At 43.2% G+C, this 14,202-nt stretch carries 11 protein-coding genes and 1 pseudogene; 5 read left to right on the forward strand and 7 right to left on the reverse strand.

What is annotated here, in order from left to right:
* Positions 1 to 84, reverse strand: a pseudogene (locus F6K46_RS33150) (transposase); the annotation flags it as partial.
* Between the two features lie 226 nt (positions 85 to 310).
* Between F6K46_RS33150 and F6K46_RS33155 the strand changes: the two are divergent.
* Together F6K46_RS33155 and F6K46_RS33160 are read left to right on the forward strand one after the other, a co-directional pair.
* Positions 311 to 697, forward strand: coding sequence for a Crp/Fnr family transcriptional regulator (locus F6K46_RS33155; protein WP_366510831.1), 387 nt, complete (start codon positions 311 to 313; stop codon positions 695 to 697).
* A gap of 194 nt (positions 698 to 891) precedes the next feature.
* Positions 892 to 1,503, forward strand: coding sequence for an alpha/beta hydrolase (locus F6K46_RS33160; protein WP_293066009.1), 612 nt, complete (start codon positions 892 to 894; stop codon positions 1,501 to 1,503).
* Positions 1,504 to 1,581: 78 nt separating this feature from the next.
* Here the strand turns inward: F6K46_RS33160 and F6K46_RS33165 are convergent, their stop codons facing one another.
* Positions 1,582 to 3,786: a DUF1565 domain-containing protein gene (locus F6K46_RS33165; RefSeq protein ID WP_293065985.1), complete on the reverse strand. Its 2,205-nt coding sequence runs from the start codon at positions 3,784 to 3,786 to the stop codon at positions 1,582 to 1,584.
* 165 nt (positions 3,787 to 3,951) lie between these two features.
* Between F6K46_RS33165 and F6K46_RS33170 the strand changes: the two genes are divergently transcribed.
* Entirely contained in the window at positions 3,952 to 5,034 is a 1,083-nt protein-coding gene (locus F6K46_RS33170; RefSeq protein WP_070390756.1) for a thiamine phosphate synthase, read from the forward strand.
* Between the two features lie 86 nt (positions 5,035 to 5,120).
* A complete protein-coding gene (thiS, locus tag F6K46_RS33175) occupies positions 5,121 to 5,345 on the forward strand; it encodes a sulfur carrier protein ThiS (RefSeq protein WP_293065991.1) in 225 nt (74 codons plus the stop codon).
* Between the two features lie 95 nt (positions 5,346 to 5,440).
* Here the strand turns inward: thiS and F6K46_RS33180 are convergent, their stop codons facing one another.
* From F6K46_RS33180 to F6K46_RS33195, 4 genes are all read right to left on the reverse strand, one after another.
* Positions 5,441 to 6,628, reverse strand: a complete 1,188-nt coding sequence (locus tag F6K46_RS33180; RefSeq protein WP_293065993.1) for a class I SAM-dependent methyltransferase — start codon at positions 6,626 to 6,628, stop codon at positions 5,441 to 5,443.
* Between the two features lie 89 nt (positions 6,629 to 6,717).
* Positions 6,718 to 7,926, reverse strand: coding sequence for an L-2-hydroxyglutarate oxidase (gene lhgO, locus F6K46_RS33185; RefSeq protein WP_293065996.1), 1,209 nt, complete (start codon positions 7,924 to 7,926; stop codon positions 6,718 to 6,720).
* A 415-nt stretch (positions 7,927 to 8,341) separates the two neighbouring features.
* Entirely contained in the window at positions 8,342 to 9,214 is an 873-nt protein-coding gene (locus F6K46_RS33190) for a glycosyltransferase family 2 protein (protein ID WP_293065998.1), read from the reverse strand.
* A 126-nt stretch (positions 9,215 to 9,340) separates the two neighbouring features.
* Positions 9,341 to 10,570, reverse strand: coding sequence for a class I SAM-dependent methyltransferase (locus F6K46_RS33195; protein WP_293066000.1), 1,230 nt, complete (start codon positions 10,568 to 10,570; stop codon positions 9,341 to 9,343).
* A 419-nt stretch (positions 10,571 to 10,989) separates the two neighbouring features.
* Between F6K46_RS33195 and F6K46_RS33200 the strand changes: the two genes are divergently transcribed.
* A complete protein-coding gene (locus F6K46_RS33200) occupies positions 10,990 to 12,489 on the forward strand; it encodes a HEAT repeat domain-containing protein (RefSeq protein WP_293066004.1) in 1,500 nt (499 codons plus the stop codon).
* A 132-nt stretch (positions 12,490 to 12,621) separates the two neighbouring features.
* Here F6K46_RS33200 and F6K46_RS33205 read toward each other — a convergent pair whose 3' ends face one another.
* A complete protein-coding gene (locus F6K46_RS33205; RefSeq protein ID WP_293066007.1) occupies positions 12,622 to 13,839 on the reverse strand; it encodes a class I SAM-dependent methyltransferase in 1,218 nt (405 codons plus the stop codon).
* Positions 13,840 to 14,202: the final 363 nt, after the last annotated feature.

The raw sequence follows: 14,202 nt of genomic DNA on the forward strand, positions 1-14,202 counted from the left end.
TACAAACTGACCAGTCCGTATCGCCTCATCAATGGCGGCATATTGAGTTTTATTCCCTTTGACCTTAAATTCTAAGACGATCATTTTGACGTGGAATAACTCTACGTAATATTATAGCACAAAAAAAAGCCGTCCATTGTTCGCGCAGCGTGGCCTACGGCCAAGTTACCGTAAGATAGTGGAGCCTTTATGGTCGGCAGGCTATGGGGAAAAGGGTTAAAACTTATTGAATAAGGCTCCACAATAAACAGGTTTCTATCCAGCGAAGGACGGGGCTTGAGACCCAAATTTTTGGTCAAGTTATCAGGCAATGGCCTTATCTGATGTCCGTCTCAAATGGTATTCTTTAGCTGAAATCAACAATTCTCCCTATATAGCCCAGACCATTTTACCCCAACTAGTGCGTCGGATGCGACAGACAGAGATCCTGTTAGCAATCTCGGGTCAGCGCCGGGTTGAGGTACGCCTACAACATTTACTATTGCTATTAAAACGGGAAGTTGGTGAGCCAGTACCAGAAGGTATTCGGATCGGAATGCGTCTTACTCATCAGGATTTAGCCAATGCAATTGGAACGACGCGGGTTACAGTTACCCGACTGCTCACCAAGTTCAAGAATGAGGGAGCCATTACTGTTGATAGCGTTCGCCACATTATCCTAAAGCACGACAGCTTTACAAATGTAGCAGATTGGTGATAGGATTCCCAAGTTAACAGATATCTTGGGCTGAAACCAGAAAAGCGCGGCATAAAGTTCGCTAATCGGCTTATATTAAGTTGCAGCCCCGATTAATTCCCCAAACCTACTCCCTAGGGGAGAGGGTCAATGTGCGCTAGTTCAGCCCATCTATCTGGAATGCTGATCCGTTGTGTTCTTCAGGAGTAAGAGGCCTGTCTCTCGAAGCGATTTCAATTCCACCAGCAAACGGTCAACGACCAGCACGATTGGTCGTAGCGTTACACGGTTGGGGTGCTAATGCTCAAGCTGTGGCATCTCTAGTGCCATCGTTAAACTTGCCCAACACCCAATTTTTAATTCCCGATGCTCCTTTTAGTCACCCTCAGGTAACTGGTGGCAGAATGTGGTACGACTTGGCAAGAGACGACTATCGGGGATTAGAAGAAAGCGAAGAGCGCTTGAGCTACTGGCTCAATTCTCTCCAAGGTTTTACAGGTATTCCCCTGTCCTCCACAATTTTGTGTGGCTTTTCTCAAGGTGGGGCAATGGCTCTAGATGTAGGGTTAACCTTACCCCTGGCAGGTTTAGCCTCCTTGAGTGGCTATATGCATCGAACCCCTGAAAAGGTTGATTCATCGTTGCAGTCCATTTTAATTGTGCATGGTAGACAAGATACGGTTGTTCCTTTAAGTGCTGCTCACCGGTTACGAGATTATTTGCTCAACTTGGGAGCAGCAGTGCAGTACAGAGAATTAGATATGGGTCATGAGATTTCATCAGAGCTTTTAGAATTGCTCCGGGAATTTATTTTATTCAATAGATAGTCAAAAGAGATGGTCAATATCCTAACTTCTCTGGAATCCCTTTAAAATAGAAAGAAAATTATTCCCTCCTTGGTCTGATCAGTAATTCAGAGGCACAATAGTGGTGCTCAAACCATAACTACTGAGTAATTTCAGCACCCGATCAATATTTTCCAGGGTTGTGAACAATCCCGCTTGCATCACAGTTCTTCCTTCAAAGGAGGTCAGGAAAGAATCGGGAATTAGCGATCGCATTAAATCTTGTTGCTGCTCACTCTCAGCATTTACCAAAATCCGGTAACCCTGACTGGGTAGAGCTGAAGTAGGATTATTCCCTTGAGGTCCCCTTTGTTCCGAGTTTGATTGGGTACTTGTAGAAAACACTGGAATTGAGCTACCTGAATTGGAGCTAGCACTAGTATTTTGATTACTAGTATTTTGATTAACCGGTGTAGTGATCTGACTAGACATTGACATCATAACGTTAACGTCCTCAGTCGAGGCTGCTGCCGGTGTTGGTTTTGACCTGTTACTTGACGCATCAATCACTTCCTGTGACGGTGAAGCTGGAGTAAAACTGCTAGAATCCTCTCCTGGTTTGGCTGGAGATGTTGGTTCCTCAAAAGATGACTGCTCTTGGTTTTGAATAACTTTCAGAGTCAGGGGTGTCAGGGGTTCAGAATGTGAACGTTGAGTCCTAGCATCAGAAGGCTGTTGGGTTTGAGAGGTTTGCTGACTCTCAGTTTGGGACCTTGCTGCTGGTCTAGAAGATTCAGTACTTGCAGAATTATTTAGTGCTGCGTCTTTGGCGATGTTATCAGTCGAGGTAGATGCCTGAGGCTCCAAACTTGATGGAACGGGAAATGAAGCTGCTGAGACCTGAGCAGATGTCGATTCCTTTGTAGGTTCCTTCTCGGCAGGGGGTTGGGATGGGACGACTTGGCTGGGGGTGGTGGGATTCTCCTGAGAATTAGGCGTAGTCTTCTGTGAGTGATTAGAGTTCTCTGCCATAACAACGGCTTGGTTGTCAGAACCATCAGAAGTACTAGCTGGTTTACTAACAGCTGGTTTACTAACAGCTGTTGTTTCAAGCTTCGACTCTTGAATGATATCCTTTTCAGTTTTCCCTGAATTAACCTCACTGTTAGTTTCCTTTTCTAGCTGATTACCAAAAGCAATCACAGTAGGCTCAGACTCCTGATTGTTAATGTCAAACCGCCCATTCCCTCGAAATATATTATTTAATTTATTGTTTAATGTATTGTTTGTTGATTCTGGTGAATTTCCCCAATCCGGATTAGCTCCGACCTTGAGTACTAATCCATCCAGTTGGGAATTTTCAATCAGGTTATTATGGAAAAATGGTTGAGCCTTGGTTTCAACCACTACCCCATTTATATTGCCAGTGATACGATTATTAACAATATGAGGTGCAACGTTTTCGGCAATCAGAATTCCTAAGTCATTATTTTCAAATACATTGTCATCCACTTGAGTGTTTGAGGTTCCGTAAATGCTGAGCGCATTTCCTTGATTCTTGTAGAAGTAGTTACTGCGAATTGTTGGTGTACTATTTCCCTCCACAGCAATCCCACTTTTGGTATTCCCAGTTAAGGTATTGTCTTCCACTAAAACCGAACCGACTTCCAGCCACAAACCATAACCTTCTGGATTAGTATTGTTAAGGGTCACACCAGAAATAATCGTTTGGTCAGCACCTACGATTAGGACATCGTGACTAGCAGCCGTGGAACTAACAAAGGTACCACCACCACGAATCACCACATCGTGACCTCTAGTGCGGGGGTTGCCCTGTAGCTTGATACCGGGTTTCAGAAGTAGAGGGAAGGTTTCACCCATCTCACTGCTGTAGATACCGCTAGAGAGTACAATCACAGTATTGGGCTGGGCAGCTTGTAGCGCCTGAGTGATAGTTTTCAAAGGTGAATCCTGGGTGCCATCACCACTAGTGTCGTTGCCGGTAACTGGGTTTACAAACAAAAATTTTCTTTCTATGGTAAGATCCAGGTTTCTTGCCCTATCATCCTGAGTTGATTGGGCTAAAGCCGTGGTTCCTCCTAATCCTAGTGGCACCATTCTTGAAGGGATAGCTTGGCTGATGATGCTAAAGGTTAATCCCAGCAAAATCGTTTTCACTGGTAACCCAAGATCAAAGCCTCTAGGCTGATGTTGGTGATGCTGGTAATGGCAATGGGAATGAGCGGAAATAGGTAATTCTATAGTGTTAATTCTGATCAAACTCATGGCTGTTATCCGAGCATAGAAGGTTAAGGGATATGACATAACAGTTTAGTTGAATGTCAAGCTTGATCGTATCCATAAACTAGGATAGTTGTAATCTATTTGTAATCATTTATCACTTGAAATGTGTCCGTTGCTAAAGGTTACTGACCACAGAAACAAGCTTTCCATCCACTGTTAGGATAGATAATAATGGAGTAGTTAGTAATGGATGACCAAAAGAGCGGCATTATGAATCAAAAATCGGCGGTTTGCCGAATTTTGGATGCAAATTTAGACCGAGCTAGAGAAGGCTTGCGAATTATTGAGGAGTGGTGCCGCTTTGGTCTCAACAGCGCCCAGATGGCTGGGGAGTGCAAGGAAATGCGCCAGGAATTAGCCCGTTGGCACAGCTCGGAAATCAGGATCTTCCGAGATACCTCAGGGGATCCAGGGACTGGACTAACTCATCCCCAGGAAGAAAGACGTTCCAGCATTCAGCAGCTTTTACAGGCTAATTTGTGTCGGGTGCAAGAAGCACTACGGGTGTTGGAAGAATATGGTAAGCTATACGATGCTCAGATGGGGATCGCCTTTAAGCAGATGCGCTATCGGGTTTACAGCCTAGAAAGCAATTTACTGGGATATCAGCGTCATCAGTTGCTAGAGCGATCGCATCTCTATTTGATTACATCCTTGTCAGACCAGTGGTTTGCCAAAGTAGAGGCTGCCCTCCAAGGTGGACTAACCTTGGTACAGTACCGGGAAAAACAAGCAGATGATGGGGACAAACTCGCTGATGCTCAGAAACTGTGCCAGCTGTGCCATCACTACGGTGCTTTGTTTATTATGAATGACCGGGTAGATTTAGCTCTGGCAGTGGAGGCTGATGGGGTTCATATTGGACAACAGGATGTGCCAATTGCGTTAGCACGGCAGCTACTCGGCTCCCAGCGTATCATTGGTTGCTCGACTACTAACCCTGATGAACTACACCGGGCAATTGCTGAAGGGGCAGATTATATTGGTGTTGGACCGGTTTATGAAACCCCTACTAAACCCAATAAGCAAGCAGCTGGTTTGGATTATGTCAAGTATGCGAAAGAGCATGCTACAATTCCATGGTTTGCAATTGGGGGAATTGATCCAAACAATTTAAACTATGTCTTGGATGCAGGAGCTCAACGAGTGGCAGTTGTCCGGGGGATCATGGAGGCGGAACAACCGACTCTAGTTACTCAATATTTTCTGTCCCAGCTAAAACGAGAACACACTCTTCGATCTCTTGAAGCTGGCGTTTCTAAACCCTAATGTCAGAAAACTAGATAATAGTTAGACATGTTAGGTAATAAGTAATGGTTACTAATTGTTAATAGCTTGGTGGTGAATATTCGTTCATGATTTATAACAACACAACTCAAATTACCCTTGAAGTTAATGGTGAATCCCGGACCTGCTCTTGTGACACTAAACTACCCCAGCTATTAGAACAGCTAGGATTAAATCCGCGCCTGGTGGCGGTAGAATATAATGGTGAAATTCTCCATCGGCAGTTTTGGGACCAGACTCAAATGCAGGAGGCAGACAAGCTCGAAATTGTCACTATTGTCGGCGGCGGTTGACTTGATCGGATCCATCTGACCATCCGCCTATCAATCTTCTTGATGATAGGTTTTCAACCGGACTTGATATCACCAAAGCTAACGGTAAAACACAATCAAACACATATTAACTCAGGAGTTAAACCTAGATTTGTGCATAACTGTCGAATCTCTGCTTCATAGATCGGGTTCATCACAATAACCAGATCAGGTTGGTAATCCTGGAGAAACTCTGGTGGAACAATTTCCTGTCCCGTTCCAGCAACGTACTTCCCCTGTTTGCGGGGATTGAGATCTACGATGTAATCAATCACATCTTGGCACTTGAGCAGATTCAAAAAAGTAACCCCTTTTGAGCCAGCACCCCATGCTACGGCTTTTTTTCCAGTTTGAGCGATGGTTGTCAGTTTGTGCTGCCAGCTTTCTAACTTCTCCTGAAACCTAGCGGTAAAGCTGGCAATATCGCGAGTCAATACCTCGATTTCATCCGGTTTTCCATAGCTGTTCGGGATTTCCCCATGCACTGGCTTTGCTTCCAGGCACAGGAACTGACCACCAAACGCTTCCTTGATTTCACTAACTTGAAACCCAGCATTGACAAAAGCTTGCCCTAGAGAAGAGGGGGCGAAATAGCAGCAGTGTTCATAGATAATGTCCCACACCGCTAGATGGCGAAAGGTATCTAAGGCGTTGGGGACTTCAAAGAAAACAATGGTATTAAGGCGAGAACCGATGGCCTGTCGTAGTGGCTTGAGCAAATCTGCCGGATTGGAAATGTGCTCTAGGGTGTGCCGACAACAAATTAGATCGGCTTGATACTCTTGGTAGAGCTGTGAATAGAAATCTTGAACAAACTTGACTTGAGTCTGAAGTGCTTGATGCTCTGACCTAGGAACATAGCTGGGGTCAAAACCTACTCCTCGGTTATTACCTAGTTCACACAGGCTTATCAGAAAATCCCCTTTGCCACAACCAATTTCAATAATGTCTTTATTGTAGAGATGGAGGCGCTTAACCAATCCAGCGGCAAGGGATTGGGCATAGTCCTGAAATCGAGGAGAGTAATGTAAGGAGTTTTCATAGTCCTGGGAATAACCCAATTTAGTAGGGTCAAAGGCTACGTTGCTAATAAAACCACAGCTAGGACAGAACCCTAGTTTGATATCTCCCTTAGGACAGTTTTGAGCAGTTTGACGCGATCGCCACAGAAGATTACAGTACACTGGCACCGCCAACATTTCAAAAAACACCTCTAAATCGGCAGAGTCACATACAGGACAGTTGTGGTTAGATAAGGTGTTCATTTCAAGTTTTCACTCCATTAGACTAGTACAGGGAAAGTACAAATAATCAGCTATCAGCTGACGGCTGATAGCTTTTAAGGAAACTTGGGTCAGATCACCCTTTCGAGAGTTTTCAGTGTCGGGATTTCACTAGCGATCGCATTCCCAATCTCCAAAGAAGCCGTCGCACCAGGAGAGGGAGCATTACAAACATGCATTGCTTTAGGACTATTGACAATTAAAAAATCATCCACCAACTTGCCATCATTTTTTAAGGCTTGAGCTCTGACCCCAGCATGGGTGGGAACTAAATCATCTGCTTGGATTTCAGGAATCAGCCGTTGCAAACTCTTAACAAACGCAGCTTTACTGAAGGAGCGGATGATTTCCTGAATCCCTGCGTCTCCATGTTTGACAGCTAGTTTCCAGAAACCGGGATAGGTCATGACTTCCACAAAATCTCGCAAGTCAAAATCAGTCTTTCGATAACCTTCCCGCTTTAAACTAAGTACAGCATTGGGTCCAGCATGGACACTGCCATCAATCATGCGGGTGAAATGAACCCCTAGGAAAGGAAAATTTGGATTAGGAACTGGATAAATTAGGTGCTTGACTAGGTAGCGTTTCTCTGGCTTGAGTTCATAGTACTCACCCCGGAAAGGAACGATTTTAGCTGGAGGCTCAGCATCACCCAACTTAGCAATGCGATCGCTATGTAGTCCAGCGCAGTTGATCACAAAACGAGTGGGATAGTTACCATTGTTGGTTTCCAGTACTAAAGCATCCCTAGTTTCTATGATCTTTTCTACCTTACTATTGAGACGTAAATCCCCTCCCTGGACACGAACCAGTTCAACGTATTGTTCACAGACCTGCTTGTAGTTTACAATCCCAGTCGAATAAACTCGAATTCCAGCTAAACAGCGCACATGGGGTTCAATTTCCTTAACCTCTTCACCAGTAATCTTGGCAATCTCTATACCGTTTTCCAAACCCCTTTGGTAAAGACTATCCAGCAATGGTAGTTCTTCTGGTTCAGTTGCTACAATCACTTTGCCACAGATGTCATAATCAATACCATGCTTTTGGCAGAATGCCACCATCGAGCGGTTTCCTTCATAACAAAACCTAGCCTTGAAACTCCCTGGTTTGTAGTAGATTCCCGAATGAATCACACCACTGTTATTGCCAGTTTGGTGAGCAGCCCAACTGCTCTCTTTTTCCAGTACCAGAATTTTGGCATCTGGATAACGTTGACCCAATGCCATGGCTGTGGATAAGCCAATGATTCCTCCTCCAATAATCGCCAAGTCGTACATGGTTATTTTTATTACTTAAACTATTAACGTTAACTTTTAAAATTGAATTTTTAATGTTTAATAGTTGAATGTTGAATAGTTGAATGTTGAATGTTGACTATTAAAAGTTAACCGTATCCCTTATCAAGGTATAATAAGGGGGAATATAGTGTTTTTTTTGTATGGTGAGGTACACCTTGAAGCTGAAAAGCTTGTTAATTGAGACTTATGGTCTACCTCATTGGAGTAAAAACCGCTATAAACAATTAATTAATCCTCAAAAAGTTTGGGTAAGCCTATTCACTTACCATACTTTTTTTTACCATAAAACTTATTGGACTATTTGCCATTTTGGCCTGAAGGGGCGACCAAATAATAAACAATGACAAATGACAAATACTCTTTCGCCCGCAAGAATCCAATCCTTCGGTTATTGCTAAACTTTGCTGGGTGCTTTCTGATGGAAAAATTTTTTCCAAGTCTGTGCAGAAAAAATATAGTTCCCGAGTACACTTAGACAGCGAATGCGCTCCTGCCAGTTCAACGGAGCCTGAAATACTGCCCTCAAAAATTCAATCGAATTCCGAGGTCGCAGGAATTTCGGTCGCATAGAGGCTTTGGTATCGATCCAAACCTCCCGCTCCTGAGCCGATAGCCGACTTGACTGGTCTGAATGGCAACGCCGGAAAAAGAGGGGTTCAGGAATTTCTTTCAAGCGCCCAATCAGGCTTAGTTGAGTCAGCAACAGCCGATCTGAACCGTAGTAGGATGAAATCAATGAGGTTTTTCTTAGGGCATCCGTACGGATCACTCCAAAAACCTCCAAGCACCAGAAATCCGAAATTGCTGCCTGAAAACGTTCATGGGGTTTCTCTGAATCTAGGTTTCCTACCGACTCCGCTTCCCACCACTTTTGTCCATCAGGCTTAGTGAATATTGTTCTTGGGTAGGACAATATTACCGTCGGGTCATTGTCAAGCACCTCTACGCAGCGAGCTAAGAAAGAGGGGGCACAAACATCGTCATCAGCTGCCCACTTAAAATATTCACCTCTAGCCAACTCAACCGTACGATTGTAGTTTGGGGCAGCACCAAGATTTTCTTGATTGCGGTAGTAATAAATGCGTTTGTCTTTAGCCTGATACTCCCGACAAATCTCTTCAGTTGCGTCAGTCGAGCAGTTATCTGAAATGATCAACTCGAAATCCTCAAAGGTCTGAGCCAAAATTGAATCTAATGCTTCCCTGAGGAATTCTTCACCGTTGTAGACTGGTAATCCAATGCTTAAGCGGGGTTGATCAGCAATCATTTGAACATTTTTTCACATAAACCGATTTGGTTAACGTATGTAAGTATTCAGCTATCAGCTATCAGCTATCAGCTATCAGCTGATAGCTGACGGCTGAATGCTTACCTCATAACTAATGACTGATGTTTATAGAGATATAACCTCTGTAGTTACTCCCATCTTATCCAACATTTGCTGAATTTCATGACAATATATCGAATTCATGACAATCACCTGATCCGGTTTGTATTGCTTCAAAAACTCTGGTGCCATAATTTGTTTACCAACGCCAGGGATAAATTTCCCATGACGATGGGGATTAATGTCCACCACGTATTCAATTTTGTCTGTGGTATCAAGAGTGGTTAGAAAAGCCACACACTTGGAACCTGAACCCCAAACTACAACACGCTTGCCTTGAGCATGCATCTGCTCTAAGTGCTGCCTCCAATTCTCCAGCTTCTTGCTAATCTCGTTGGTGAAGTTTTTGACATGCTGAGTAACTTCCTCAAGACTCTCTTCCAGAGGATGTACTTTGTCAGATGGGATGGTGACAGGTCGGGTTTCAATTAATAGATATTGTTCACCATAAGCTCGATACAGGTCAGTCACTTCAAAACCACAGTTGCGGAATAATCGCGCTAGGGATCCAGGGGTGAAATAGGAGCAGTGTTCGTAGTAAATGTCTTCAAAGGCTAAGTCTTTGAGTACTCGTATGGTATCTGGTATCTCAAACACCACAACGGTATTGAGGCGATCGCCAATGGAGCGGCGCACGGTACTAATAAACTCAGCGGTAGGATAAATATGCTCTAGGGTATGGCGACAACAGATAAAATCACCTACATACTCAGCATAGCGCTCTGAGTAATAGTCTTGAATAAAGGTGACCCGGTCAGCGGCTTCACTCTGGACTCGTCCTACTACAGCAGACGGGTCAATACCAACACCACGATTGTTACCTAATTCGCACAGCAGCAAGAGGAAATCTCCTTTGCTACAACCAATCTCTATAATGTCTTTGTTATGAAGGTCGTATTTGTCGATCAGATGATTGGCTAGATCAAGGGCAAACTGATTGAAGGTTGGGGAAAAACTCTGTTGGTCTTCATAATTGGGAGCGTAAGCTGACCACCTGGGATCAAAGGAAACATTAGTGATGAAGCCGCAGTCTTGACAAAACCCCAAAACCACATCACCGCAAGGGAAGTCTAGAGCTGCTTCCTGGGTTGACATCATTAAGCAACTGTGAACTGGTACGTTATGTACTTCATAAAATAGGGATAATCCTTGGTTTCCACAGTTGGGACAAATGTGTTCTGATAATGAAATCGGTTGTGTGTGAGCAAAATTTTTGGGCAATGCTTGTTGTATCATTTTGAGTGACTCTTTTATAATTTAAATGTGATGACTTCAGAGCATTTGAGTGCCAATCAATATCAATCCCAGATTGAACGGTTAATTCAGACCATTAAGGAAGATATACCAACCCTGTATTAGCAAGATATTGCCTATAATTTTTATACAAAAAATAGTTAATTTCAATACCAAATTAGTCGATTTAAAGTAAAATTAAACTATCGAATTATATTTTCGATACTGAGATTTCACGCTCGGCTATTTTTGAGCACAATTTATTTCGTTCTGCACTCACGGGGTGACAACAAAGCTCAAACCTAGATAGGTGTTAGGTTTTAGGTTTTAGGTATTGGCTAAAATGAGTGCGATGAGTCATTTGTATTTGCCAGCAATTACCAGATATTAATCCAGTTTGTTAATTAAAAACTATCGATGAAATGGATAAAAATCCTAGAAAAAATCAGGATATTATTACAGATTTTAACCTTCACAACAAACAACTGGTTCAATCAGATCAGAATGGGTATGTGCGAGCAGTAACAGTGGCAGAATTAGTATGTGGTGGGCAGAATGACCCGGATACCCCACTCATCCTCAAACAATTAGCTCAATCGGATCAGTATTGGGACGTACGACAAGCAGCAGCCGAAGCATTAGCCCATGGTTGGAAAGATCATCCGGTTACCTTACCTTTACTCAAACAATTGGCTCAATCGGATCACAATGACTATGTGCGACAGGTAGCAGTGCAAGAATTAGCTCGTGGTTGGAAGGGTGAACGTGATATCTTACTTATTCTTAAACAACGAGCTCAATCCGATCAGGATTCCGATGTTCGAATAGCAGCAGTTTCAGGATTAGTCGATGGTTGGCAAGATCATCCGGATACGTTACCCATTCTCAAACAACTGGCTCAATCTGACCACAATTCCGATGTGCGACGAGTAGCAATGGCAAAATTAGTCCATGGTTGGAAAGATCACCACGATACTTTAGCTATTCTCAAACAACTGGCTCAATCAGATCAGTCTTGGCGTGTGCGACAAGCAGCGATAGCAGAATTAGTCAGTGCTTGGAAAGATGATCCAGATACGTTACCCATGCTAAAACAATTGGCTGAATCGGATCAGGATGCCGCTGTGCGACAAGCAGTAGCCGAAGCATTAGCTCGTGATTGGAAAGATCACCCCGATACGTTACCCATGCTAAAACAATTGGCTGAATCGGATCAGGATGCCGCTGTGCGACAAGCAGTAGCCGAAGCATTAGCTTCTAGTTGGCAAAATCACCCCGATACCTTACCTATTTTCAAACAATTGGCTCAATCGGATCAGGATTTGGCTGTGCGACAAACAGCAGCCGAAGCATTACCTCGTGGTTGTAAAAATCACCCGGATACGTTACCATTTCTCAAACAATTAGCTCAATCGGATCGGAATGGATATGTGCGGCAAATAGCAGTGCAAGTATTAGCCCGTGGCTGGAAAGATGAACCGGATATCCTACTTTTTATCAAAAAACGGGCTAAATCGGATCGGAATTTGGATGTGCGAATAGCAGTGCTGGGAGAATTAGTCCGTGGTTGGAAAGATCACCCAGACACTTTACATTTTCTCCAACAACGAGCTGAATCAGATCCGCATTGGCGTGTGCGAGCAGCAGTTATGACAGAATTAATCTGTGGTTGGAAAAATCAACCTGGGATGTTTGAATTTTTGTGCGTTCGCGCTGTCAATGATCCCTTTTATCGCAAGCAGCGCCGGGAAGAAAACCCTCGGCAAATTGCCCTTAAAGCAATCATCGATTACTATCAGAACCATCCCCAAACTCTGCTGCTGTTGCGAGACAGAGCAGAGCATGACTCAGATCAGAAAGTGCGCAAGTTCGCTAAGAGTAAATTGACAAGTATCCGTACCCTCCCGCACTCCAATGCATAACAAAGCTGACTTAAATTATAGCATGTATAAAATAGGTGACGTATACAAGTTTGGGATTTTATGGAATAGCCATTTATCCCTACTTCCTACTTCCTACTCTCTTGCTTTATATTAAACCGTCAACCATCAACTCTAAACAATCTTTGGTTGTGGAATCGGAATAATAAATTTCCCTCCTTGTTGTCGATATGCTTCTTGTTGCTGCAAAATTTCATCAGCAAAATTCCAAGCTAGCAGCAACACATAATCTGGTTTATCCTCTAACAGTTTTGATGGTGGAAAAATAGGTAAATGATTAATGCCCATGTAGCGACCATGTTTGAAGGTATTTAAATCCACAACATAATCCACCAGGGTTTTATTAATCCCAAAATAACTGAGCAGAGTAGTTGCTTTAGCTGCTGCTCCATAGGCTGCTACCTTTTTACCCTGTTTCTTCAAATCCCAGAGGATATCTAGTAAAGAAAGCTTAATTTCCTGAACACGATTAGCAAAATCACGATAGTAATCAATGCGGTCAACTCCCCGGGCTACTTCTTCTGCTAATAGAGATTTTACGGATTCCTTAACCTGTTCCTTAGGCTCCACAAATAGGCGTAACGAACCCCCATGGATTGGAGTACGTTGGATGTCATTTAGGAATAAACCATGTTTCCTAAACAACCGATCCAAAGCAGTTACTGAAAAATAACATAAGTGCTGATGGTAGATAGTGTCAAATTCACAGTGATCTACCAAGTCAACCACATAGGGGACTTCAATCACAGCTACACCAGTCTCTTTCAGCAAAACGCCAATTCCTGCTACAAAGCCATTCAGATCTGGCACATGAGCCAAGACATTGTTAGCAAGAAAAACATCAGCTTTCCGTCCTTGATAGTGTAGCTCTATTGCCAAATCTTTCGTAAAAAATGTACAAAGAGTAGGAATACCTGCTTTTTGGGCAGCTTCCGCAGGTCCAGAGGCTGGGTCGATTCCCAGCACCGAAATTCCTTTTTCAACAAAGTTCTTGAGCATATAGCCATCATTACTAGCTGCTTCAATCACTAGACTGTTGCTATTGAGTTGTCTTGACTCAATGATGGCTTTGGCACTATCTCCAAAGTGTTTTAGTAACGATTTTGATACAGAAGAAAAATAGGGGTATTCTCGACAAAATAGGATTTCGGGGGGGACACTTTCGGTGATTTGTACTAAACCACTGCCAGGAGAAAACGCCAGATCCAATGGAGCAGTATATTCAGGCTTTTCTAACTGTTCTTTAGTAAGTAATCCATCAGCTAATGGGGTGTAACCGAAGGAAATAATTAACTCTAAGTCATCAGTGCTGTTAGCACGGCAAATAGGCATTTTAACTAGTTATATAAATTATCATAAAAAGTGAGCGACATGGTTTTACCTTTTAAGGCAATAGGCAATAGGCAATAGGCAATAGGCAATAGGCAATAGTAAAGATGGTTTTAATGGAATCAGCGTAAAAAAAAATTTGACGCCCTTTTGGTAATTGGTAATTGGTAATTAGAGTAGGATTACCGTAAGCATTCAGCTATCAGCCGTCAGCCGTCAGCTTATTTTATTCAAAAGCACCGTTAAACTAAGCTGGGAGGTCGCCCTCTCCAACTCGTCTTCAAAACCGTACTTGTGACTTTCACCACATACGGCTCCTCGTGTCTGAAGTCCTTTGTCATTAGGTACCTTATATAGGGTTTTCAT

This window comes from Moorena sp. SIO3E8 (assembly GCF_010692445.1).
Taxonomy (GTDB): Bacteria; Cyanobacteriota; Cyanobacteriia; order Cyanobacteriales; family Coleofasciculaceae; genus Moorena; species Moorena bouillonii.

Bases quoted from the DNA above. Each gene is read 5' to 3' on its own strand.
- F6K46_RS33205 (WP_293066007.1), bottom strand. From the start codon at position 13,839: ATGCCTATTTGCCGTGCTAACAGCACTGATGACTTAGAGTTAATTATT.
- F6K46_RS33165 (WP_293065985.1), bottom strand. From the start codon at position 3,786: ATGTCATATCCCTTAACCTTCTATGCTCGGATAACAGCCATGAGTTTG.
- F6K46_RS33190 (WP_293065998.1), bottom strand. From the start codon at position 9,214: ATGATTGCTGATCAACCCCGCTTAAGCATTGGATTACCAGTCTACAAC.
- F6K46_RS33195 (WP_293066000.1), bottom strand. From the start codon at position 10,570: ATGATACAACAAGCATTGCCCAAAAATTTTGCTCACACACAACCGATT.
- F6K46_RS33155 (WP_366510831.1), top strand. From the start codon at position 311: ATGGCCTTATCTGATGTCCGTCTCAAATGGTATTCTTTAGCTGAAATC.
- F6K46_RS33180 (WP_293065993.1), bottom strand. From the start codon at position 6,628: ATGAACACCTTATCTAACCACAACTGTCCTGTATGTGACTCTGCCGAT.
- F6K46_RS33170 (WP_070390756.1), top strand. From the start codon at position 3,952: ATGGATGACCAAAAGAGCGGCATTATGAATCAAAAATCGGCGGTTTGC.
- lhgO (WP_293065996.1), bottom strand. From the start codon at position 7,926: ATGTACGACTTGGCGATTATTGGAGGAGGAATCATTGGCTTATCCACA.
- F6K46_RS33200 (WP_293066004.1), top strand. From the start codon at position 10,990: ATGGATAAAAATCCTAGAAAAAATCAGGATATTATTACAGATTTTAAC.
- thiS (WP_293065991.1), top strand. From the start codon at position 5,121: ATGATTTATAACAACACAACTCAAATTACCCTTGAAGTTAATGGTGAA.